A 22,710-nucleotide genomic window follows, 5' to 3' on the forward strand; every position below is an offset into this window, starting at 1 on the left:
TCCGGGACGACCCCGACCACGCGCCGCTCGTGAGGGCGCCGGAGTTCCTCACGCTCACGAAGCGAATGGGGCGGGGGCTCGACCTGCCGGCCGTTGAGACGGGTCGTGAGAGCCGACTCCTGAGCGGCGGCGCTGTCCTGGCGGTGGCGTTTCTACCAGTTTCCTGACGCAGTTTTTGCTGGTCGGCGATTTCACCTCGCAGATGGGGCATTCTGGTGAGTAGCCGGAGGTCGCGAACGGCGGTCAGCTACACACCATGACGGCAGATTCACAACTCCTACACCGGGTCGGCGAGTCGCGCCACAACTCACCCAGGGGATGGGACCACCCGACCAGAACGGAATAGATACCATGCTATACGATGGCACAGCTGTTTCATGAAGCGACTGGTACTAGCTCATGGCTTTCACTCCGTGACCGTATCACGAACTGAAAGCTAGCTCTCTACGGTCATCACCTGTCCCCCCTTTCTCCACACGCCCTGCCTACCACGCCCGTGTCGGTCCCAGTCGTACTCCTCCGAAGCCCACCTATCGTGCTGGACTCGGTCTCCCGTGTTCAACGCGGCACTCCCGTCCGGCCGCAGGCCCCCCGAGCCAGTTAGAACGTGTATACAGCCATTTCGCCCCCACAGGTCGGGCACTCGTCGACGTCCGGGGACAGGTTCTCCCCGCAGTTGCGACATTCGTGATGCTTGGTCTCCGCCTCCGCACTGCCGCCGTCTGCCATGAGTTGGAGAACCCACGTGGACATTTGGCTCCCACTTTGGGCAGAGTATATTGAATGTTTGGCATGGATTCACACGTTCCGCTACTGCGGCGGAGGGCTGCCGGCGCCGGCCGCGTGACGCTCGACCCGGACCTGTCGGGTACGGCCGGGGCCCGCCTCGACGTGACTCCCCGTGCGTCAGTTCGCGACCCGGCCTGTTGCCGTCACCCCGGGTTTGAAATCGCCCCGGTGCGTGTCAACACGTACCGATGTCGAAGTTCGCGTTCCTCGTCAACTCGCCACCCGGGAACCCGGGACCGGTCGCCAACAACCTCGAGTACGCCCGCAACCTCGACGAGGCGGGCCACGATGTCGTCGTCTACTTCGACGGGCAGGCCACCCAGTGGATACCGGAGGCGGAGGACGACCCCGACGGCGTGGTGCACGAGTACTACCAGGAGGCAAAGGAACGGGGGCTCATCGCCGGCGCCTGTGGCTACTGTGCGTCGTTCTTCGAGATCGACGACAGTATCGAGGCGGCCGGAATCGCACTGGACGGTGGGGCCGTCGAGGGGGCGAGCGGCCCCGGCGATCACCATGGTCCAGATGTCGCCGCGCTCGTCGAGCAGGACTACCAACTCATCAACGTCGGCTAAGCCGAGGGACACGCCGGCCCCAGTCGGTCAGCGACACACCCCTCGCAGCCCGCGATATCGGCGGGAGCGGTGGCGCGGCACTCGACCGAGTGTTCCTCAGGGCCACTCCGACTCGACCCGGGTCCGGCACCGGAGTCCGAGGATCATCCACCGCGATGCACTGCTGTCCGTGACTCGGGCGTTCGTCGCAACGGCTGCTCCACTCGAGAATCCGTGAACCCGACTCGGACGGTCGATGCACTCGCCCTCTGTATCTCGCAGGCCGTCTCCGGCCGGTCTCCGGTGTCTCACCGGGTCGCCGCTGAACGCGGGGCGCATGTCCTGCACGGGAGTTCGAACTGCTCAAAACTACAGGGGTTTATGATCCGTATATGAGGACTGCCTGTACCGCTCTGCTGAAGCCACGCTCCGTGTTCCCCACGCGTTCGCACCCGCTATCACGGGCTTTTGTTCGATTCGCAGCATCAAATCTCGAGATAGTCGTGATGAACGGCATGGTAGATCCGGCGCAGTTCTCCCGATGTGGTGACCCCTGTCGTCGTGTCGATTCGGAGGGCCTGAGAAACGATTATCCGGAGTAGACCCGTATGATATGTATGAGTATACTGGTTGCCGTTGGGGACGATGACCGTTTCGAATCGGTCCTCTCGGTGGCGGTGCGACTGGCGGAAGGGCTATCTCAGGAACTAACAGTCGCCCACGTCACAGCTAACGAAGTTACTACCGGAAAGGACCATGACTTCCGTGATAGGGTCCAGTCGTTTCTCTCCGATTCCCCCGTCAGAGCCGAGGTCACATTCGAGCAACTGAGCCGGAGTGGAATCCGTTCGGGAACGGCGATCGGTAAGCAGCTCATCGAGATCACCGAGGACGTCAGCGTGGAACACGTCGTGATCGGTCATCGCTCGAAGACGCAACTGGCAGAACTCCGTGACGGTCATACCGGTTTCGTCGTCGCCGAGGAGTCAGCGGTACCCGTAACTATCGTTCCGGAGAGCGCTGCGGATTGATACAACCCCCACGCCCCCGCTACTGCGGCGGGGGCTGCCGGCGCCCGCCGGGGTCCCAACTGATGACGGGGGTCCTGAGCCGTCCGATCTGCACTCGGTTCAGATACTGCGCCGTGACCCCGTACCGGTTCCGGAACGCCTCCACCGCGCGACGCGTGTCATGAGGAATCGGCCGAGCGCCTCCGACTGGTCCGAACCGCCAGTAGGGATCGACCAGTTCGCTAGCGGGGGTCGTAGATCAACTCAGCATCTGACTCCGGGGGTGTTGCCGGAGCTTCAGCACCTCCCCGCGCGATCCGACGTCTTCAGCCACCCCTGACACGGTATCAGTCAGGACCGCGTCAGGGAGTTCAGCTACCCTCCCCACGCGGTCAGTATCCCCGTCCGCGCGCCGTTGACAGCACTCGCATGTGCATGGCACGTACTTCGGTACGCAAACCTGGGGCTCGTTCAGCAGCCAACGTGGAGTGCAGTGAGTTGCCTCCCCCGATCGGAAGCACGCGCTCCGAGTGGTCGTCTACACTGGAAAGAACACTCGATCGGCTCCTCTCCCTCTTTGACCTTCGCCGCGACCCCCAATGCCGCGCAACAGTGCCGAACCGGCGCTTTCACCGCGACCTCTCGGCATGCCCCCTCGACGGGTTTCGGTAGCCGAAAATCCGACCATACTGGACCGACACCCACTCCCGGCTGAATCCGATAGACAACCCTGCGAGGGGGGAGCGCCGGCGGTCGCCAGCGCTCAACGCCATCTAAGTATCTGAGGCCCTTAGATCGCATAGATGTATCCGCTGTCACGATGACCGGCCCATCGAAAGAGAGCGACGATGGGTACCTTGCGGAAGTCGTACGGAAGTCCTCGGTCGGTATCGCGGCGTTCAGCACCGAACGCGTCCTTCTGACCGTCCTGGCATACGTCGTAACGACAGTATCCGGTGGGGCAGCGTACGGGTTCTTCTCAGTGTTCACCAGGGGGGAAACCATCTCTCGAAATCTGGTCGCCGGTCTCGGTGACGGGTACACTCGAACAGTGCCTCGAGTGTCGACGGCAGCGCGGCGGACGCTACTAACTGTCGGTAGCGTCGGGTTCGTACTCGTATGGGCCGTCGTGGCGGCGCTGATCATTGTATTCCGGAGACCAATCATCGACGCGACGCTTCTGCAGCCACGACATCAGCGCGTCATCGTGCTGTTCGCGGTTGGTCTGTTGCCGTTCCTGCTGCTGCGGGATATCAGGGACATGTTCCGAGCGCTCCGCCGGGTCAGGTTCGCGATGTTAGTGTCGCGGATCTTCACCCCGCTAGCGCTGCTGGCCGGGGTCGTGTTCGCCGTCGTTATCGGCCGGCAGTCGCTGTTCAGCACGTGGGTCAGCATCGTCGCTGTGGCTCTCGCGTTGACGGCAGCTAGTGCCTTTCTACTGATATCCCACACATCGGTCGGTGTCGGATCGGTCCGTCTATACCGGTCGGTGGTTCGAGACTTCCTGAACTATTCGGCGAGTACGACCGGGGTCGCGGTGTTGGAACTCGTTCAGCGGCGGGCAGTGTTTGTCGTGATGGCGCTGTATCTCTCACCGGTGGCTGCCGGTGCGTTCAGTCTCTCAGTAGTTATCGGTCTCGTCGTCAGGTGGCCACTGAGCGGTATCAACGTGATTCTGCCGCCGATAGCCGCGACACTGTACGATGAGACACGGACGCAGACACTCAAGCAGCTTTACCGGCAGACGAGCCGGCTGGCGACCGTCGTGACGACGCCAGTATTCGTGCTCGGATTCGCGTACGCGCCGGACCTGCTCGCAGTGTTCAACGAGGCGTACGTCCGGCAGACGCCCGTACTTCGCCTGGTGCTTGGCGCGCAGTATGTTGCGACGGTCTTCGGGAGCGTCGGGCTGTTACTGCTGATGACGGACAACGAGCGTGCGAGCCTCCTCCTACAGATAGTTAATGCCGGTATCGCGCTCCCGCTGATGATCGTCCTCACCCTCCAGTTCGGGCCGCTGGGACTTGGCGTTGCGTATCTACTGTCACTGGTTCTGAACAACGCGACCGAACTCCTGCTCCTGTACGTTCGTGACGGACTCGTTCCTTTCAGTCGCGAACAGGTCTACGCGATAGTGCTGACGGCCCCATTCGCATACGGCATTACGCTGAGTAAGTCAACTGCCGGAGTTACGGTGAGTGTCCTCCTGACTGCTCTCAGCGTCCTGATCTACCTGCTGATCGGACGGCGGTTCCTGTTGCGGTCAGTGGACAGAGCCGCACTCGGAACACTGCTGTCCTGATTCCTCCCGGGTAGACTCCCGTTCATACTACGACATCGGCGCCCGGGTCGTGGCGTCAGAGGATACTGTCGAGCCGCTCACACAGCTCAACAGCCCGGACGGAGTACCGTTGAACCCTGATCGATATTGCCCCCTGCTCGGACGCAGCGATAGCAGACATCCCAGCCGGTAGCCGAGGTCCGTGCTAACGGTCCCACACCACCCTGTACGACGCCGACAAGATAGCGAATACTGCCTTCGCAGAGGCAGCCCGCCCCCGAGCCCACCTCCCGAGGGGGGCGGTGCATTCTTTCAGCCGTCAGTCCGCTCCCCTGATGACGTTCTCAACGGGTTATCCGGGGGACGACCATCCGACTGGAGACGTTCCCCCCGGCGAAGCCGCGAGCTGCGGCGCTGGCAGCCGTGACCCTGTGTCGTGAGCGGTCGTATCGAGCATTCATACCAGTCCGAACATAGGTAAACTCAAACGCCGATGTGAGCTCCTGTGTTCTTGCGGGAGGAAGACAGCAGGGGAGAGCGGTGAGCGTCGTGAATACCGCACCTGCGGGATGACTCCTGGCTCGGATGCTGACGAGTGCCAGACTACGCTAGCGGATCAGCTCTGGAGACGTTCTGGCCACCCGGTGACCACACCCGCACGGGAGGCCAGTGTGGAGGGCTTGGCCGAACTGAGCGTGGAGTCAGCGAGATATTCGGTCGTCGCCCCTCGACAACGAATGTCAGGGGCGCTCCGGTTCCGGATCGCCTCGCGAGCCACGGCGGGGTACTCCGGTGCCGCCTCGCGGAGGCCGGGCCGGAACACCTCCGACCGGTCAGGCCGGCCGGTGTCGAGTCCTCTCCGAGCGATTCCTGACCCCGTCCCGACGATTCCGAGACGGCCGGCCGGATGCCGCTGTATCGCCGGTACACCCCGACAGGCTCGTGCCAGGACGACCAACGTTCCAGCCGTATGACCGGTACGGAGGGTTCGCGTATCACCGACAGTCTACCGTCTCAGCCCCGTAGACGGACGAACACGATTCGTCCAGCCGGGATCCACCGTTCCATCCGGAGAGGGGGAATCGTTCCCTACAACCGGGACGTCTACCGGGGGGAGTCGGGTACCGCTCTTCGGTAGGGGGTGGAACGCGATGCTGAGGCTGACCGCTCGTTCGTGGCCTGTCTGTACTTCTAGAGCCGGGGCAACGGAGCGGTCTGTACTGTTCGCATCCACATTCAGTAGGATCCGTGCCGTCCACACTGATATGCGTGCCACCGCAAGGCCCCCTCGGCCGAACTGTGCGGTCAGACGCGCGGAGCGCACTGAACTCGGGATAGCTGACCCCGTCGATCCCCTCGGCCCGCGTCACGTGGGCGGTCCCCGATGAGTCGCGTCGCCGCACTCAGCCGACGGGCGTCGGATAGCCCCATCGGAACCTTCCTGACCGTGTTGATCCTCTGTTCCGGGTTCGCCACTGCGGCTCTCTACGCGGTGTTCGGGTCCACCATCCCGGGAGTAGCGGCGATTCCCTATGCATGGACCCCGATGATCAGCGCAGGAGTGACCGTCTGGCTGCTCGACGAGAGTTTGCGGGACTGGCTCGGACAGCTTCGCAACCTGCGGGTCGGCCCCCACTGGTATCTCGCCGGCATCGGCATCATGATACTCGGGACGGAGTTCGAGAACATCGTCGCGATGCTCCTTGGCGGCGACGGAACGGCCCCGGCAGCTCCGCCCATGATGTACGTTCTCAACTTCGCGATCACGTTGTTCATCGCCGGCGCACTGGAGGAGTTAGCGTGGCGTGGCTTCCTGCAACCCCGTCTCCAGCGACGGTTCAGTGCGCTCCACGCGAGTGTGGCGATCGGCATCCTGTGGGCCCTCTGGCATATCCCGATGCTACTCGCTGGAGCCGGCAACTTCGCCGTCTTCCACGAATACGTCCTGAACGTGGTCGCCCTATCGGTCGTCCTTGGCTGGCTGTACAACAACACGGGCGGAGCGTTGCCCGTCGTGATGGTCGCCCACGCCTCACACAACATGCCGATGTTCGGGACCGTCACCGGCGACATGCCCGCTGTGTTCGGCATCCTGTCGGGAGATGTCATGTTCTATCTGCTCTGTGCGTCGGTCATAGCACTGTACGCTGGGGCACGGACGTTGACGCGAGATGGCTCTCTGCCCGGCGTTCCTGGCCAGCTCAGTGAGCATCTGTCACGACGTGGAACCCGTGCTGACTAGGACTCATGATGGGACCAAACCGACCCGTCACGCTCTCCGGCGCATCGTTGCCGGCCTCGCCCGGTAGATCACCGAAGAGCGTCGCGTCCGACGGAACCGGGGTCTCTCGGTCCATGCGCTCGCACATCGCCTCGGACGAGGTGTCAATAGCGGGCGACGAGCCTGCAGTACGGTGCCCGTCTGAACGCGACCCCTCCCCGTCTCGCCCGGCGCACAGCCGGCCTGTAGCACCCCCCGAGCACGGGACGCAGAACCACTCGGGCCATAGTCGGGTCCAGCGGCCGTGTCTGTACGACGCGAGCCGGGCCACAGTCAGGGGTCGTCCGAGCGGGACGGGACTGTCAGACACGCTATCGCGCGGCCAGGAGGAGCGGGTCCCGAAACGAGCCCGTCTCACGAACACTGGACTACGATGAACCCCCTCACGCGCATCGGAGCGGATCCGTCCACGGTTGGGGCTGCTATGCGAGCCACCGTCGCGTTCGTCGTGTACTTCGCGATACTGCTGGGCATCGGGCTGGCACTCGGGGAGGTCCCGACACCGAACGTGCTGACCAACCTCCCGGACCAGGTCCCCACGCTCTGCAGTGTCGGGGCAGTGGTGTTCGTCCTGGCTCGGACCTTCGATACCAGCCCCGCCGCCTATGGACTCAGGATGAACCGGAGATGGCTCGGTGATCTGCTCGGTGGGATCGTCGTCGGCATTCTGTTCCAAGCGGTCTCGACGGCTGCGATCCTTGGCACCGGGGTGGGCACGATCGTCGATCGCTGGTCCACGGGGGTCTTCGACGACCCTGTGACCATCATCATCGCGCTCGGGGCGACAGTCGTCGCGTTCTCTATCGTCGCACTGGGGGAGGACCTACTGTTCAGGGGCGTTCTGGTCCGTGAGTTCGTGGTCGGCCTCTCCTCCCGTGGTATCTCGCGGGTGGCTGCGACGGGTAGCGCGGTCGTCGTGTCAGCACTCCTGTTCGGGTCGATCCATCTGAACGCCGGGGCCGCGGGACTCTCGACTCCGGTCGTTGTGTTACAGGCGGTCGTCGGGGGGCTGTACTTCGGCCTCGCGTACGTACTCACCGACAGCCTCGCCCTTCCAGTCGGAATCCATCTCTCGACGAACCTCTGGGCGACGGTCGTCTTCGGGCAGCCTGACAGCGGCTACCCCGCGGCCTTCCGGCTTACCAGACCGTTCGACCTCGGCCCCGAGCTCGTCGTTACCCTACTCCTACCAGCCGGGATACTCGTCGCGGCGGTTCTGCTCTGGGTGCGAGTGACACGGGGCGAAATCCCCGAGATGTCGCTCGATGGTCTCGAGTAACCCGGTGCCCGTGGGGGCGTCACCGCACTCCCGCCTCACCCGACGATTCCGGACCGCGAGGCCGTTGCTGAATCCGTGCGCTGTACTCGGCAGTCCGGACCTGATGGCCATCGAACACGGTCCGACCCGTCCGCTGCATACGGAGCGCGAACCGGACGGATGTACGCCCCCGGGCTGAACGGGGCGGAGGGAAGTCACACCACCTGGCGACCTGACCCGTCACCGGGACGTCCATGCCTTCGTGTGAACCGCCCGGTACGAGTGGGAGACGACAGTCCGGCGCAGCCAGCGGTGTTCAAGCGACGGGCTCGGTCGCAGTGGCTGACGGCGATCCGTGGCTCGACCGGTTCGCTCGGACCCTCGGATCCGGGTGGCTCGCCGGACGCGTCCCCGGAACGCTCCCACCGTCGCATCCCTACGCCATCGTCAGTATCGTGTTGTTCAGTACAGGGACGTTCATCTACGGCGTCAGCATCGCAACGTACGGGGGAATCGAGAGCGCTCACGGGATGCCTGACAGGCGAGGCGGAAGCGTCGAACCCAACCGCTGAACCTCGCAGGCAGCCTCGGATCTCCGGCTTCCACCGGATCGCCGCCGAATACGGGGCGCGTGTCGCCGGAACGTCCGCAGACTATCCCCGTGAGTTACTCCGAGAGATCGGCATACAGCTGCGTCATCCCACACCCTGGACAGAGGAACGCATGGAGCGGGGTCTGATGGCCGACGCCGAGACGGTCGAGCACACCACCGTCCCTCCCGGTTTCAACGTAGAGGTCTCCGACCCCTTCGGCGGTCACGTTCGTCCTCTCCATTCGGGCATCACATGCTGGACAATGAGGTTCGCTCATCGGTCTCACATCGGGGGTTGTCACCGACGGATAAACGAGTGAGGCCACGGCTTCATGCTCGGAAACACTGATCCCGACACGTCCCCCTGCTGCGCCCCTCCCCTGCATTCGGCACGCTCCTCCGCTCGGTCCGAGCGGGCTTCCGACGGAGCCGTTCCGCACCGTCAGTTCGATAGCTCGTTGGCGTGTCCCCGCCGCGGTGCCCGTCCCCCCCCGATGAGTTCCCGCGGATGGCCCGCGACCCTGGGACTGGGTGACCGCTCAGCCCAGGTCCGAGAGCCGCCGGAGCGCGTACGCCATCCGCAGGAGCCCGGCGGCGTCGCCGCGGTCGAAGACGAGTTCGTCCGTCGCGAGGACGTGGTCGAGCACGTCCGGCGAGGCGTGGTCGGGGGCGGCGCCGATGCCGGCGTCGTTCTCGGCGGCCCACCGCATCACGCGGAGGTCGGACTTGGAGTCGCCCATCACCAGCGCGAACGGGTCGTCGACGCCGAGCACGTCCAGCGCGGCCTCGACGCCGACGACCTTGTTCAGCTCCAGCGAGCCGATCTCGGCGGCGTCGGCCTCGTAGTAGGCCACGTCGATGCGTTCGAACAGCGCCGCGAACGCGTCGGGGACGTCATCGGCGTCCGTGTCCGGCTGCTCGCCGGTCGCCTCGAGGACACCGCGGATCTCGGGGTCCCCCGCGGCGTAGAACGCCCGGGCGTAGCCCCGTGCCGTCGGGTCGTCGACGTCGTCGAGGACGGTCCCGACGCTCTCCTCCAGTAGGTCCATGAGGTAGACCAGCCCGCCCTCGATGATGTTGTGGGCCCGCCCGCTCCCGGTCTCGAAGTTGGGCTTGAGCGTGACGTTGAACTCGTTGCCCTGGAGGTGACAGCCCCGACGCAGCGACTCCGGGGCGTCCGGGAGGACCCGCGACCGGACGCGGCTGAACACCGCCTGGATGTCGTCGCCGAGGTCCTCGTACAGCAACTGCTTGGTGTCGGCGCCGTGGCCGGGCGTGAACACGCCGGTCCCGGCCTCGTAAACGATGCTCACGTCGCCGGCGTGGACGACGCCGTTGCCCAACCCCTGGATGAGAAAACCCTTGACGTTCTCCAGGGTCTGGCCCGTGCAGATGACGATGGGCATCCCCTCCTCGTGGAAGCGGGTGAGGAGATGCAGCGTCTCGCGTGGGATCTCGTTGTCCGTGTTGCCGGCCGAGCGCAGCGTCTCGTCGACGTCCAGCACGAGCACGTTCACGCCGCGGCCGTATTCGGTGTAGAGGTCGAGCGCGGTGAACGCCTGCTCCCGGGTCGCCAGTGCGGCCAGCGCGGCGTAGGTCTCGCCGCCCTGGGGGAACGCCTCGCGGATCTCGTCGCGGCGCTCGTCCAGGTCCTCCCGGGCGTTCTGCCAGTGGTCCAGCGCCACCCGGCTGTCGACCGGCGGGAACAGGTCGACGAACTCCTGGTAGTCCCGCAGCGTCGCGGTGTCGTACTCGTCGTAGAGCCGATACAGCTGGTCGTAACGCTCCATGCCGAGCCCGACGGTGCCCAGTCCCTTTACTCCGCGCCCGGAACCCACCCCGGGTTGCACACCGCGGCCAAGGCCTTTCTCGCCGCGCCACCACCGGCCGCTATGCTCCGCTACGACCTGCGGGACACTGTCGCCCACGTCACGCTCGACCGGCCCGAGAAGAAGAACGCGCTCACGATGGACGGGCTGGACGCGCTGGCCGCGGCGTTCGACCGGGCCGAGCGGGAGGCCCGCGTTCTCGTCCTCCACGGCGCGGGCGACGCGTTCTGCGCCGGGGACGACATCGCCTCGCTCGCGACGCTGGGGGACGGGACCGACCCGGAGGCGCTGGCGACGCGGCTGTACGAGGCGCTGTTCGGCGCCGAACGGCTCTCGATTCCCGTCGTCGCGGCCGTCGACGGCATCGCCTACGGCGGCGGGTTCGAACTCGTCGCGGCCGCCGACCTCGCGGTCGCCACCGAGGGGTCGACGTTCGCGCTCCCGGAGACGCGCATCGGCGCCTACCCGCCGTACGCCGTCGCGCGAGCCGCGGAGACCTGCGGTAAGAAGCGCCTGCTGGAGCTCGTCCTGACCGGGGAGCCGGTCGAGGCCGGGACGGCGCTGGACTGGGGCCTGCTCAACCGCGTCGTCCCCGCCGGGGAGCTGGACCGAGCGGTCGCCACCTACGTCGACGCCATCCACGAGTCACCCGCCCCGGCGGTCGCCCTCGCCAAACGCTACGTCCACGCCGCGACCGCGGCTGCCGGGGAGCGCGAGCGCGTCGTCGAGGGGTTCGACACCATCGCCGAGGAGCCGGCGTGTCTCGACGCGGCCCGGGCGTTCCTGGCGGAGTGAATGCTCGCGTCCGGATGCGGGGACGCCCTGTCCAAGCCGGATATCGCCGTGGCTCCGTTGCCCGTTCGGTCGGCAACCGCTCCGTGCGGCCGCCCCGATGACGGGGCGCGTCCGCCGGGAGTGGGAGAGCGACCGGGGCAGCTCGCCGCCACTGACCTCGAGGGCGACCCCGCTGCTCCCATCCGGGTCGTCGTGGGTATGCCCCTTGCCGACGGGGCGGCTCCCGTCCCGGTACGCGCTGTACCGTGCGATGTCGGCGACAAGGATCTCACCGTCCGGCGGTTATCGCCCCCCGACCCCGGTGAAGACCGATAGCGCGTCCATCGGAACGACGGGGAACGACAGATACCAGCCGACACCGCCGGTCACGAGGGCGACCGTCGCCGGCGAGTAGTCGGCGGGGCCCCAGTCGATACCACTCCGAGGAGAGAGGACCACGAGCACCAGCGGCCACAGGACCAGCGCCACGAGCGTGGCGACGGCGATCGCGTAGCGGCCGGCCGGATAGAGCAGTGAGGTGTTGCCCGCCGCCTGAACGTCGATCACGTGACCCGCCGAGTACGAGCCCCCAGACGACCGCGGGGAGTGGAACGGTCAGGAGAGACGTGCGTCGCCAGTCCACGCGCCCCAGTGCCGCGAACAGCTTCCGAAACCGGTCGGCGAGGAGGAACGGCGACCAGCCCCCGGCGATGAACAGGCCGTACAGGAGGAACGCCATGACCGTTCGTACCCCAGGGACGGCGGTGACACTGCTCCCGGTGGGCATCACGCTCCATGTTCCCAGCCGACGCTATCCCGCCTGTGTGCCGAGCCGGCATGGTGACGAGATCGCCCCGCTGCATCGGGACACGGGCTCCCCGTTCGAGCCCTGACCCGATCCAGACGGACGCCTCCCAACAGGGGCCTCGGCGGCGGTCCTCCGGACCGACGAGTGTGAGCGGCCGAAACGTGTGTCTGGCCGACGTCGTCCGTCGTCGACACGCCCGTACGCCGTTCAGCACCGCTCGGCGACGATCACGAACGCCCGGCCGTCCTCACCGTCCCCGTCCACGTACGTCCGTGGATGCGTCTCGACCACGCTCAGTCCCGCCTCGGTGAACCACTGCTCGAGCGCCGCCGGTTCGAAGGCCCGCAGGGTCGTCGTCGTCGACGCCCGGCGCCGTTCGCCCGATGGGGCCGTCATCGTGAACGCCACCCGCCAGTCGAACTCGCCGCCGCCGGTCGGCCGCTGTTCGTCCGTCTGTGTGAGCTCGTAGCCGTCGACCGTCCGCGACAGGGACCGCTCCCGTGGCCCGTCGAGCGCGCGCCGGTCGTGAACGGTACCGACGACCCGACCGCCGGGCCGAAGGGTCTCCCGGATATGATCGAGCGCCGCCCGAGTCTCGTCGTCCGGCCGGAGATGCCCGAGCACCGCTCCGACGACGACGACCAGATCGACACGCCGGGGCGCGACCCCGCGGGCGTCGGCCCGACAGACGGGGCCGTGCCGGGCGGCCAACCGACACATCGCCGGGCTGGGGTCCGCGCCGACCGCGAACTCGTACCGCTCCCCGAGCGCGCCGAGGAGGTCGCCGGTCCCACAGCCGAGTTCGAGGACCGTCCCCGCGTCCGCCGGTGCGTGCTCGCGAACCGTCGCGAGTTGCCCGTCGATCCGACCGCGGGCGGTGTACATGATCCTGTACAGGGGCGCGAGCGTGGTGTAGATGTCCGCCTCCCCGTCGTCCACGTCGGCCAGTCGGGCGAACGCCGCCGCCGGTGACCCGTCGGTCATATCGCGGCGACTACCTCCTCGAGCCCCGCACACCGGTCGAGCAGGTACTCGTCGGCCCCGAACCGGCCGACGATCTGCACCCCGAGCGGGAGTCCGTCGACCGCTCCCGCGGGTAGCGAGACGACCGGCAGTCCCGCGTGGGTCCAGGGCAGGTTCATCGCCACGTCGCCGGTGCTCTCGAGCCCCTCGGGTGCCGGCCCGGGTGCGGCCGGCGCAAGCCAGCAGTCCGCGCCAGCCGCGGTCAACCGCTCGGTCAGGCGCTCGCGCAGTGCGACCCGCGAGGCCCGGGCGGTCGCCAGCGCCTCCGTGGACACCCCACGACCGCGCTCGACCAGGTCCACCGTGGTCCCGTGGTACGCGTCGGCGTGGGCGGTGTACCAGTCGTGGTGGACGAGCGCGGCCTCCCCCGCAAGCAGCGTCGTGTGCCGGTCGTTGACGGTCTCGACATCCTCGAGTGCGTCGACCCGGCGCACCCCGTAGCCGGCAGCCTCGAGGGCGTCGACGGCCCGCTCGAACCCCGTCAGGCCCGCCTGCTCGGCCTGTTCGAGATACGGACCGTCCGGGACGGCCAGGACCGGGTCGTTCGGGGCATCGATGGCCCGCCACTCGTCGCAGCAGACCGACGCCGCGAGCCGCATGTCGTCGACGGCCGCCGTGAACAGGCCCACGTGGTCGAGCGAGGGCGCGAGCGGCAGGAGACCGTCGGTGAGGATACGGCCGTATGACGGTTTCATCCCGACGACGCCACAGAACGCGGCCGGTCGGATCGTCGAGCCGGCGGTCTGTGTCCCCAGCGCGACCGGGACCTCACCGGCGGCGACCGCTGCGGCGCTCCCGCTCGAGGACCCGCCCGGCGTGTGGGCCGTATCGTGTGGGTTCCGGGTCGGTCCCGGGTGGAAGTACGCGAACTCGGTCGTGACGGTCTTGCCGAGGACGACCGCACCCGCGGCGCGCAGGCGCTCGATGACGGCCGCCTCGGGGCCGGCCAGTGCCGCCGCCGGCAGACCCGACCCGGCTCCCGTCGGGAGCCCATCGACGCGGAACACGTCCTTGACACCGACCGGGACACCGTACAGCGGCGGCCGCTCGGGCGGTGGGGCCTCCGGGAGCCGCTCCGCTGCCGATAGCATCCGCTCACGGCGGCCGCCCTCGGAGACGAACGCCTCGACCTCGGGCTCGACGGTGTCGAGCCGATCGAGCCGGTCCGCGAGTTCCGCCCCGACAGCGCGGTCGCCGTCCCGGCACCGACGTGCGGTCTCGGCGAGCGAGGTCGGCTGGACGAGCTCCGGCACCATTTATCGGTAGTGCTCGATGTAGTGGTCGGCCAGCTCGCCGCCGGTGGTCAGCCACACGTCGTCGTGGTCGGTGATGTACCCCAGGGCGTCGTCGAGATACTTCCGGCGGAACGGCTGACCGGTCAGGAACGGGTGGAGCGCGAGACAGAGCACCTTCCCGTTGCCCGGCTCTGCACCCTCCTCGTAGAGCACGTCGAACTGGTCCCTGATGATCTGCCCGAACTGCGCGGGGGTGTAGCCGAACTCCAGGAACGCCTCGAAGTCGTTGAGTTCCAGCGAGTACGGCACCGAGAGCAGCTCCCCGTCGGCGACGTCGAACTCGTACGGCTGGTCGTCGTTACACCAGTCACAGAGGTAGTCGAACCCGAGTTCCGCGAGGATGTCCGGGGTGTTGTAGCTCTCGGCGAGGGCCGGGGCGAGCCAGCCACGGGGGTCGGTCCCAGTCGCGTCCCCGATGCGGTCGCGGGCGGCCTCGATAACTGCCCGCTCCTCCTCCCGTTCCATCCCGACGTGCAACTGCGAGTTGGACTGCCCGTGGCAGATGAACTCGGCGCCGGCCTCGACCAGTCCATCGACCACCGCCGGCTGGCGGTCACAGACCTCGGCGTTCAGCGAGACGGTCGGGGTGATGTCGTGCTCGGCCAGCACGTCGAGCAGTCGCCAGATCCCGACGCGCGCACCGTAATCCCGCCACCCGTGGTTGAGTACGTCGGGCTGGAACTCGGCGGCATCGGGGTAAATCGCCGTCGACGGCACGTCGATCTTGAAGTACTCGACGTTCGGGGCCACCCACACGGCGACGTTCACGTCGTTCGGGAGGTCGTACTCCCGCTCCGTCACCGGGGTGTAGTCGTACCGGGACTGATCACGCATACCACTACTACGACAGAGCCGCGATTAATGCTTACCCCGGGGCGGACAGGACCGCGGTTTCGCGCCCGTCGTGTCGCCAGCCGTCCGGCAGCGGTTCTCCGGCGGACCCGTCGCTCGTGCTTCCAGCAGGGGCCCGGGGACGGCACTCGAGGGGGATCGACCGCCGCTGCTACCGGGGCAGGCTCCGGACCCACTCGACGCACGACGCCCGCTGCATACGCCCTCCCCACCCAGCACGACTGAACCGACGAGGTCACCTGCGCCTCTTGCCGCTCGTCGGATTCGAGCCCCGAAGAGGGAGGAGACGGTCATACGTGTTCAGCCCCCGGAGCCGTTGCAGCCGGTACCCCCCGTCCGGAGTTCGGCCCCTTTGTCGGAAAAGCTATAATGCCGTCACGCCTCTGAATATGACAGATGCAGGGGATTCATCCGGCCGACCGACTTCCACTGGTGACTGCCGCTGTCGTGATGGTGGCGGTCAACGCTGCCGGGTTCTTCATCGGCACGACCATCTATATGTCAATACTGGGCGCCCCGCTTGCGGTGGCGGCCTTCGGGCTCCTCCGGTATCTCGACGACGGGACGCCATATCCGGCCGCGCTGTCCGGGTGAGACGGATGTCGCCCGCAGCGCCACCGACTCCGGACGGCGGCGCCCCGCGTGCGGGGGCCAGGGTTAGAACCGTAGAGCGCTTCTCGAGTCCCGACACCGGGGACGGTTCCGAGTCCGACGCCATCGATGCAGCAGCTCCCGACAGCGGCATCGCGGTATCGCCCGGAGTCGCGCGGCAGCTCGATATCGAACCCGCGGACCCGGTGCGCGTGACCGCTGCTGGCGGGGCCCAGGTGACGACGGCCACGGTCGCCGAGCAGCCCGGGTCGGGGACCGTCGCCGTCACCGACGCGTTCGCCGACCGGTTGGGCGTCTCCGACGGCGATGAGGTCGTCGTCGAGGCGGCCGTCCCGACGGTGGCGGCATCCGTGTCCGTCGCACCCGTTGCTGCACTCTCAGTGCGGGGCGGCGAGGACGTCGTCGCGGCAGCGCTGACCGAGCGCCCGCTCATCGTCGGCACGACGGTGACGGTCTCGCTGCTCGACGGGACGCTCGACGTTCCGGTCCGTGTCGTCGAGACGGACCCGCCCGGCGTCGTCGTCATCGACGAGGGGACGACCATCACGGTCGACTCGGGGCCAGCCGGGACCGTCGACGCGGACTCCGGCCCCGTCCCGTCGATGGCAGTCGGTGGATACGAGTCGACCATCGCGGCCTGCCGGTCCGCACTCGTCCAGCCACTCACGGCCGGGGACGCGTACGACGCGGGCGGGGAGTCCGCTGCGACGGGGGCCCTCGTGGTCGGCCAGTCTGGCGTCGGGAAGTCCCACCACGTTCGACACGCCGCCTGGCTCGCGAACGCGGAGTTCATCAGTCTCGATGCGGCACGGCTCGCCGCCGTGGGACACGAGGCTGCTATCGACCACCTCGAGTCCATCCGGGCCCGTGCGACCCGTCACGCCCGTGCACTGGTTCACGTCGAAGGGCTCGATGCGCTGGCCGGAGCTGCCAGCTCCGGTTCGGGTGCCGGGCCGATGACGGAACGGTTCGGGAGCTGGGTGAGCCGCCTTCGGGAGCAGCCGGGCGTCGTCGTCGCCGCCGAAACCCGCGAGCCGACGGAACTGGCCGACACGCTGACCCGTGGGGACCGGTTCGGGCGTCGAATCGAGGTGCCGTCACCGACGCCAGCGGATCGGACGGCGATATTCGGGACGCTGACCCGTAATCTGGATCTCGCCCCGGACGTCGAGCCGGCAACCGTCGGCGAGCGCACGCTCGGATACGTCGCCGCCGACCTCGTCGCGCTCCGAGCCCAGATGGTCGAGACCGCAGTCGAGCGCTTCCGAACGGGGACCGACAGCGAGGAACCCGTAACCGTCACTGCTGCCGATATCGACACTGCGCTGTCGACGACGACGCCGGCCGCGAGTTCGGCCGCTGTGGTCGATGTTCCGGACGTGTCCCTCGACGAGGTCGGTGGCCTGTCCGAAGCGAAGCGCGAACTCGTCAGGGTCGTCGAGTGGCCGCTCCGGTACCCGGCAGCACTCGACCGGCTGCGCATCGACCCACCGGCCGGTGTCCTGCTGTACGGGCCGCCCGGAACGGGGAAGACGCTGCTCGCTCGAGCCATCGCGTCCACCACGGAGGCCAACTTCATCGCGGTCGACGGCCCGGAGCTGTTCGATAAGTTCGTCGGTGAGAGCGAACGCGCAGTCAGGGAGGTGTTCAGGCAGGCGCGCGAGAGCGCGCCCGCAGTGATCTTCTTCGACGAGGTCGATGCGCTCGGCGCGACCCGCGGCAGCGAAGGCGGAGCCGCCCCCGAACGAGTGGTCTCGCAACTACTGACCGAACTCGACGGGTTGGAGCAGCGAAAGGGGGTCACGGTCATCGGTGCGACGAACCGCCCCGACCGGGTCGACCCCGCACTGCTCCGTCCCGGTCGGTTCGACCGGACGGTCGAGGTGGGTCTCCCCGACAGCTCCGCCCGGGAGGAGATCCTCCGGATACACGCGCGCGAGCGACCGCTTCGGGATGTCGACTTCCAGACGCTCGCACGCCAGACCGACGGCTATTCGGGGAGCGACCTCGCCGCTCTCCTCCGGGAGGCGAGCCTCGCAGCACTCGAAGAGCAGCTCGGCGATGGGGACCACACCCCCGACGATGTCTCGGACCTCGTGATCCGGGGCCACCACGTCGAGGCGGGACTGTCGCGCGTGACCCCGTCCGCACGCTCGTACGACACCTCCGACTACGACGACTTCTGAGGCCACCCGGGGTTCCGGCTGGAACCGGAGCACAGGCCCCCCGTCGTATCGACGAGTAGCTCAACCGAACGTCCGCGTCTGATACAGGCGGAAGATGGACACGGCGACCCCGACGAACGAGAGTAACTCGACCGCGAGGATGAGCCCGAAAGCCACGCCGAACGTGAGTCCGAACGCGGACTGAAGCGCTGGCAGGACGAACAGACCGGCGACACCGACGGTAAGTGAGACAATGAGCCCGATCAACGCACGCGTGTTCAGCGTCTCGACGGTCGTCTCAACGGGTTGATCGGCGTCGGGATCAGGGTCGAGATCAGAAGCGGATAACATATCGATTTCTTCGGAGCGAGCGACTAATGCTGTTCCGACGGTTCCGTCCCGAGGAGAGATACAGACACGGTATGATATGCTGTGTCGCGGTGCCGTAATAAAACGGATCGCTAAGGGTTTCGCTCCGTCTAGTCGGCTGCTTCGGCCTCGGCCGACGGGGTCGGGGCGTCGCCCTCACCGACGACGGCACGGCTTCGGAGCAGGACGAACCCGAAGCCGACCTTCGCCAGCACGTCGAGGATCATGAACAGCAGCGTCTCCCCGTACAGGCCGACGAGGTTGAGACCCTCCGTGCCGACCAGCCACGCGACCGGGTAGACACTCCACGAGATGACGATGATCCACTGGAGCACCCGGAACGTCGACTGGGCCTCCTCACTGGTCTCCTTGGCGGACGCGCCGACCGTCGCCACTAGGAAGTACAGGAGGAACAGCATCGCGACGGTGCTGATGGTCCAGAAGGCGAACCGAGCCGTCGGGATCTTCATCAGCGTCGCGCCGAGACCGGTCACGATCATGAACGCGTCCAGGCCGACCAGGGCGCCGATATCACGCCAGTCGGCGTCGGCGAGTAGCGCGATGTCGAGCAGGAGCAGCGGCGTGGTGAACAGCCAGTCTGCATACCGTGCCCAGTAGACATCGACCACTCGCCCGGTCACGAGTTCCACCTGAGTGAGGCCGAACCCGAAGAACATCGATAGATAGGATGCGGCCGCGATGCCCGGAATGAGGATCGTGATGATATAGAACTCCTTCTGGCGGGGGTCAGTGACACCCCACCCCTGCTGCATGAAGTATCCCATCCCGAGCAGCATGAGGATCGTTCCAAGGGCAAGCCAGATGCCCTCGCCTTCTACCCCGAGGCTCGCTGTCTGCAGTGCCACTGATGAACCAAACATGGTACGAATAAAGCGAATGCACGTGAAGCTAATAAAGCTAGTACACGGCTAACTAAATTACCGGTATACGAACAGTATGATACCAGTGGGATGAGTAGGCTTAGTTATGACTGATAACGAATCGACGGCCGAAGAGGAGGAAACGACCGAAACCGACGCCGAGGTGGAGGTAGAGACGGAATCCGAAGCCGAGGCGACAGTCGACATCGAGGCCGCCGAGGAGCGCGAACGGAGCGTAGCGGAACTCGAGGAGCGCATCAGCGAACAGCAGGAGCGTATCGAAGAACTCGAGGACGTCATGCTCGACATGTCGACGCGGTCGGCTCATGACGGTGGTACCGGTGTCTGCCCGGACTGCCACGGGCCCGTCATCAAGATCAGTCGGTGGTTCCGGAGTCCGAAGATCAAATGCACCGAGTGCGGGAACGTGTTCCACGAGTACTGAGCCTCGGTCGAGAACTGCGGTATCAGCGCCTCGAATACCGACTGGTCATCCAGCACTGCCTGACTTCGTGCGGAGTATTCTGCGGCTGCTCGGATCTGGACAAAAAATATATGTTTTCTGCGGAACTTCACGGTGATGTCCCGTCAGGGACGCCGATGACTTAGACAGTGATCGGCATGATGCCGGGCTGGCAATCCCGCTATCACTGCCCTCTGGATCCCCCGGTGTGGCGTTGGAGCGGGGGACGTCCTCGCCTGTCTCGGTTCGGTCAGTACCCCGCACGGTCACCGTCATCGATTCTCGTATCTTCGAGGAGTCCATCCCCGACCACGTCCGACCGGTACGGTCTCCGCATCTCGCAGGGCGCTCCCGACGGAACCCGGCCAGTTCGTCGCGTCGTCGCTGCACCCAGGGCGCCTCGTCAACGGCCAGCCCGTCGATCCGTTCCTCTCCCGGCCTGTCCGGGCGCGTGGTCGATGGGACTGCGACCGACTCGCCACTGGAGGCGGCTGTAGGGACCGCCGGCGAGCGGGCCACGGCGGCGTTTTCGACCCTGGGCAACGAGACGCGGCTATCGATCCTGCTGGCGCTATGGGAGGCATACGAACCGTTCGCCGAGGCCGACGCCCTCGCGTTCTCGGAGCTGCGTGACCGAGCGGGGATGCGCGATACTGGTCAGCTCGACATTCACCTCGACAAGCCGACCGGCCAGTTCATCCACAGCAGCGACGATGGATGCGAACTGCGACGCGCTGGGCACCAACTCGTCGGGACAGTACTCGCGGGCGCGGGTATCGAGGAACCGAGCCTCGGGCCGACCGAAACGAGCGGGGCGTGCAACCGCTGCGGGGCAGCGCCGACGTCGTCACTCCCCGTCGGGACGAACCGTGACGCTCACCCCGAGGTGGTCGGAGACGGTGGGCGACCCGACCACCTCACCCCGCCGGGCCTCCCACCCTCGCCCGACGAGGGCGTAGTCGATTCGCCGCCGTGGATCGGCCGCGCTGTAGGTGTCAGCCCCGGGGCCGCTGCCGGCCCACGGATCATCGAGGACCGTCGAGAACACCTCGTACGGACGCTCGTCCGGCGTCGCGTTGAGGTCTCCGAGGACGAGCGCGCGGTCGGGATCGCCGGTCGCCCGGACGAGGTCGACGACGCGCTCCGCCTGTGCGACACGGACGTCGCCCGCCGTCTCGAGATGGGTGACCACGACCGGAAGGGGCCCAAGCGGCGACTCGACGGTAGCGGCCAGTGCGATGCGAGTGGCCGAGTCGCGCTCCGGGAGCACGACGACGCGTTCCTCGCGAATAGGCCACGCGGAGAGGAGCGCGACGCCGTAGCTCGCCAGCCGCGTCGGCGGGCCCACGGCGGCGTAGTAGCCGAGTTCGTGGGCCAGCCAGCGAACGCCGTCGAGTCCGCCCGACGTGAGCCGACCCCCGGCGGTCTCCTGGAGTCCGATGACGCCGGCGCCGCTCTCCCGGATCAGGTCGCGAACCGCCCCGAGGTTGTGCTCGCCGTCGCTGTCGAGGTACAGGTGGATGTTGAAGCTCAGCGCCGTCAGCGGCTCGGCGGCCGCGGTCCCGTCCGTGGGTCGCGTTCCGTGGTATCCGGCGCTGGCCATCGCCAGAAGCCCGCCGCCGGCCGCCGACAGCAGCGACCGCCGCCCACCCGAGACGGTGCCCGTGCGGGCCGCCGTATCGGTCGTCCCGGTCGGACGAGTCGGAGCCGCATCGGCACGGTCCGGTCGTAGCTCCCGAACCAGCACGATGGCCGACAGGAGCACGCCGAGGAGGAGGACGACGACCGGCGCCCGGCCCCGCAACAGCCGGCCACCCGGGACGAACGCCCAGTTCATGGCGAACACGATGCCGGTGACGAGGACGAGTCCGACGACCTGCACGCCGGCGACGACGGCACCGACCCGCCGGGGCCCGGTCGTCCCGGGGCGACTCCCCCTCGCGACCAGCAGCACCGTCGCCAGTGCGGCGGGGAGCATCGCGATCCCCGGGCCCGCGACGGAGAGGAGGGCGGCCAGCGAGCCGACGAGAACCACCGACGCGGCGACCGTCGCTGCCCGTCCGGGGCCCCCACGTCGTGCGACCAGCAGGGCGCCACCGACGAATCCGGCGACCGCCGCCGCGAGCGTGAGCAGATACGGTCGGCCGCTCCACAGCGCCACCCGCGGAGCGAGACCGAGGAAGCCCACCTGTGCGAACAGGAACGCCACGGCCGTCGCGCCACCGGGGACGGCGAGCGTACCGTGTTCACCGTCGCCGGTCGGGAGCCCCTCGCGCGACCCGAGCCACCAGCCAGCCACTACCGCGAGTCCCAGTGCGATGAGCGCGACGCGACCGAGCAGCGTCGCGTACGGCGGCGCCGTATCGAGGACCGCCCGGAGCAACTGATAGCCGACGAGTCCGGTGGCGGCCGCGAACGCGAACCGCTCCTGGAGCCGTCCGACGAGCGCCACCAGAAGCGGTGTGGCAGCGGTGAGCGAGACGAGCGCGCCGGTGAGTGCCACCAGCGTCTCGGCGACGACCGAACCGAGCAGCCCCGCGACCACCAGCAGGACGGTCGCGTGCCAGACGCGGGGGCGCCCGGCTAGCCGGGCCGCGACGGGGATGGTCCAGCCGGTGACGAGCAGCAGCGCCAGCAGGCCGGTCGCGTTCGGGCCGGCGGTCGAGAAGTTGAGGGCGAAAATGCGGGTCAGGGCCCGCAGGAACGCCACCAGCCACACCACGACCAGCACGGCGGCCAGTGGGACCCACCGGCCCGACGATGCCGACACCATACCCGACTCCGTCTCCCGGAAGCATGCTAAAACCACCTCCCGGAGCGTCCGTCGTGGGTCCCCCCGACTCGTGCCGCGGTCCGACGGCCCTGCTCGATATC

Annotated in this window: 18 protein-coding genes and 1 pseudogene; 10 read left to right on the forward strand and 9 right to left on the reverse strand. The window is 67.3% G+C overall.

Annotation, left to right across the window (positions count from 1 at the left end):
- The first annotated feature begins 977 nt into the window (after positions 1–977).
- The 5 genes from DP107_RS17160 (at position 978) to DP107_RS17180 (ending at position 8,194) form a co-directional block, all read left to right on the forward strand.
- Positions 978–1,364, forward strand: coding sequence for a DsrE family protein (locus DP107_RS17160; RefSeq protein ID WP_144263346.1), 387 nt, complete (start codon positions 978–980; stop codon positions 1,362–1,364).
- 596 nt (positions 1,365–1,960) lie between these two features.
- The gene (locus tag DP107_RS17165; protein ID WP_144263347.1) at positions 1,961–2,374 is read left to right on the forward strand and encodes a universal stress protein; all 414 of its coding nucleotides are present in this window, start codon (positions 1,961–1,963) and stop codon (positions 2,372–2,374) included.
- A gap of 799 nt (positions 2,375–3,173) precedes the next feature.
- A complete protein-coding gene (locus DP107_RS17170) occupies positions 3,174–4,655 on the forward strand; it encodes a lipopolysaccharide biosynthesis protein (protein ID WP_144263348.1) in 1,482 nt (493 codons plus the stop codon).
- 1,363 nt (positions 4,656–6,018) lie between these two features.
- The gene (locus DP107_RS17175; RefSeq protein ID WP_144263349.1) at positions 6,019–6,876 is read left to right on the forward strand and encodes a CPBP family intramembrane glutamic endopeptidase; all 858 of its coding nucleotides are present in this window, start codon (positions 6,019–6,021) and stop codon (positions 6,874–6,876) included.
- A 463-nt stretch (positions 6,877–7,339) separates the two neighbouring features.
- Positions 7,340–8,194: a CPBP family intramembrane glutamic endopeptidase gene (locus DP107_RS17180; protein ID WP_185977373.1), complete on the forward strand. Its 855-nt coding sequence runs from the start codon at positions 7,340–7,342 to the stop codon at positions 8,192–8,194.
- A 645-nt stretch (positions 8,195–8,839) separates the two neighbouring features.
- On the opposite strand, the gene DP107_RS17185 is transcribed toward DP107_RS17180, so the two are convergent.
- Positions 8,840–9,043: a hypothetical protein gene (locus DP107_RS17185; RefSeq protein ID WP_144263351.1), complete on the reverse strand. Its 204-nt coding sequence runs from the start codon at positions 9,041–9,043 to the stop codon at positions 8,840–8,842.
- 261 nt (positions 9,044–9,304) lie between these two features.
- A complete protein-coding gene (locus DP107_RS17190) occupies positions 9,305–10,555 on the reverse strand; it encodes an HAD family hydrolase (protein WP_144263352.1) in 1,251 nt (416 codons plus the stop codon).
- 102 nt (positions 10,556–10,657) lie between these two features.
- On the opposite strand from DP107_RS17190, the gene DP107_RS17195 reads away from it, so the two are divergent.
- Complete coding sequence (locus tag DP107_RS17195; protein ID WP_144263353.1) at positions 10,658–11,389, forward strand: enoyl-CoA hydratase/isomerase family protein; 732 nt, start codon at positions 10,658–10,660, stop codon at positions 11,387–11,389.
- A gap of 282 nt (positions 11,390–11,671) precedes the next feature.
- Here the strand turns inward: DP107_RS17195 and DP107_RS17200 are convergent, their stop codons facing one another.
- The 4 genes from DP107_RS17200 to DP107_RS17215 form a co-directional block, all read right to left on the reverse strand.
- Positions 11,672–11,935, reverse strand: a complete 264-nt coding sequence (locus DP107_RS17200) for a hypothetical protein (protein ID WP_144263354.1) — start codon at positions 11,933–11,935, stop codon at positions 11,672–11,674.
- Positions 11,936–12,383: 448 nt separating this feature from the next.
- On the reverse strand, positions 12,384–13,160 hold the full coding sequence (locus DP107_RS17205) for a class I SAM-dependent methyltransferase (RefSeq protein ID WP_144263355.1): 777 nt from the start codon (positions 13,158–13,160) through the stop codon (positions 12,384–12,386).
- Complete coding sequence (locus DP107_RS17210; RefSeq protein ID WP_238330928.1) at positions 13,157–14,452, reverse strand: amidase; 1,296 nt, start codon at positions 14,450–14,452, stop codon at positions 13,157–13,159. The genes DP107_RS17205 and DP107_RS17210 overlap by 4 nt, the downstream gene beginning before the upstream one ends.
- A gap of 3 nt (positions 14,453–14,455) precedes the next feature.
- The gene (locus tag DP107_RS17215; RefSeq protein WP_144263357.1) at positions 14,456–15,328 is read right to left on the reverse strand and encodes a polysaccharide deacetylase family protein; all 873 of its coding nucleotides are present in this window, start codon (positions 15,326–15,328) and stop codon (positions 14,456–14,458) included.
- Between the two features lie 414 nt (positions 15,329–15,742).
- Between DP107_RS17215 and DP107_RS17220 the strand changes: the two genes are divergently transcribed.
- Both DP107_RS17220 and DP107_RS17225 read left to right on the forward strand, forming a co-directional pair.
- Complete coding sequence (locus tag DP107_RS17220) at positions 15,743–15,940, forward strand: hypothetical protein (protein ID WP_144263358.1); 198 nt, start codon at positions 15,743–15,745, stop codon at positions 15,938–15,940.
- A 209-nt stretch (positions 15,941–16,149) separates the two neighbouring features.
- Positions 16,150–18,144: an AAA family ATPase gene (locus DP107_RS17225; protein WP_185977374.1), complete on the forward strand. Its 1,995-nt coding sequence runs from the start codon at positions 16,150–16,152 to the stop codon at positions 18,142–18,144.
- 60 nt (positions 18,145–18,204) lie between these two features.
- Here DP107_RS17225 and DP107_RS17230 read toward each other — a convergent pair whose 3' ends face one another.
- Both DP107_RS17230 and DP107_RS17235 read right to left on the reverse strand, forming a co-directional pair.
- Complete coding sequence (locus tag DP107_RS17230; RefSeq protein WP_202877440.1) at positions 18,205–18,474, reverse strand: hypothetical protein; 270 nt, start codon at positions 18,472–18,474, stop codon at positions 18,205–18,207.
- A 128-nt stretch (positions 18,475–18,602) separates the two neighbouring features.
- Entirely contained in the window at positions 18,603–19,373 is a 771-nt protein-coding gene (locus tag DP107_RS17235; protein WP_144263360.1) for a bacteriorhodopsin, read from the reverse strand.
- Positions 19,374–19,479: 106 nt separating this feature from the next.
- On the opposite strand from DP107_RS17235, the gene DP107_RS17240 reads away from it, so the two are divergent.
- Together DP107_RS17240 and DP107_RS21710 are read left to right on the forward strand one after the other, a co-directional pair.
- On the forward strand, positions 19,480–19,818 hold the full coding sequence (locus DP107_RS17240; protein WP_144263361.1) for a hypothetical protein: 339 nt from the start codon (positions 19,480–19,482) through the stop codon (positions 19,816–19,818).
- Between the two features lie 469 nt (positions 19,819–20,287).
- A pseudogene (locus DP107_RS21710) lies at positions 20,288–20,584 on the forward strand (DUF7347 domain-containing protein); the annotation flags it as partial.
- Between the two features lie 99 nt (positions 20,585–20,683).
- Here the strand turns inward: DP107_RS21710 and DP107_RS17245 are convergent.
- Positions 20,684–22,609 carry an endonuclease/exonuclease/phosphatase family protein gene (locus DP107_RS17245; RefSeq protein ID WP_185977375.1) on the reverse strand — a complete coding sequence of 642 codons (1,926 nt, stop codon included), beginning with the start codon at positions 22,607–22,609 and terminating at the stop codon, positions 20,684–20,686.
- Positions 22,610–22,710 lie beyond the last annotated feature (101 nt).

It is taken from the genome of Haloglomus irregulare, assembly GCF_007421925.1.
GTDB lineage: Archaea > Halobacteriota > Halobacteria > Halobacteriales > Haloarculaceae > Haloglomus > Haloglomus irregulare.

Coding starts and splice junctions, on each gene's coding strand:
- DP107_RS17235 (WP_144263360.1), bottom strand. CDS start 19,373: ATGTTTGGTTCATCAGTGGCACTGCAGACAGCGAGCCTCGGGGTAGAA.
- DP107_RS17215 (WP_144263357.1), bottom strand. CDS start 15,328: ATGCGTGATCAGTCCCGGTACGACTACACCCCGGTGACGGAGCGGGAG.
- DP107_RS17175 (WP_144263349.1), top strand. CDS start 6,019: ATGAGTCGCGTCGCCGCACTCAGCCGACGGGCGTCGGATAGCCCCATC.
- DP107_RS17185 (WP_144263351.1), bottom strand. CDS start 9,043: ATGAGCGAACCTCATTGTCCAGCATGTGATGCCCGAATGGAGAGGACG.
- DP107_RS17240 (WP_144263361.1), top strand. CDS start 19,480: ATGACTGATAACGAATCGACGGCCGAAGAGGAGGAAACGACCGAAACC.
- DP107_RS17170 (WP_144263348.1), top strand. CDS start 3,174: ATGACCGGCCCATCGAAAGAGAGCGACGATGGGTACCTTGCGGAAGTC.
- DP107_RS17245 (WP_185977375.1), bottom strand. CDS start 22,609: ATGGTGTCGGCATCGTCGGGCCGGTGGGTCCCACTGGCCGCCGTGCTG.
- DP107_RS17160 (WP_144263346.1), top strand. CDS start 978: ATGTCGAAGTTCGCGTTCCTCGTCAACTCGCCACCCGGGAACCCGGGA.
- DP107_RS17180 (WP_185977373.1), top strand. CDS start 7,340: ATGCGAGCCACCGTCGCGTTCGTCGTGTACTTCGCGATACTGCTGGGC.
- DP107_RS17230 (WP_202877440.1), bottom strand. CDS start 18,474: ATGTTATCCGCTTCTGATCTCGACCCTGATCCCGACGCCGATCAACCC.
- DP107_RS17190 (WP_144263352.1), bottom strand. CDS start 10,555: ATGGAGCGTTACGACCAGCTGTATCGGCTCTACGACGAGTACGACACC.
- DP107_RS17165 (WP_144263347.1), top strand. CDS start 1,961: ATGAGTATACTGGTTGCCGTTGGGGACGATGACCGTTTCGAATCGGTC.
- DP107_RS17220 (WP_144263358.1), top strand. CDS start 15,743: ATGCAGGGGATTCATCCGGCCGACCGACTTCCACTGGTGACTGCCGCT.
- DP107_RS17205 (WP_144263355.1), bottom strand. CDS start 13,160: ATGACCGACGGGTCACCGGCGGCGGCGTTCGCCCGACTGGCCGACGTG.
- DP107_RS17195 (WP_144263353.1), top strand. CDS start 10,658: ATGCTCCGCTACGACCTGCGGGACACTGTCGCCCACGTCACGCTCGAC.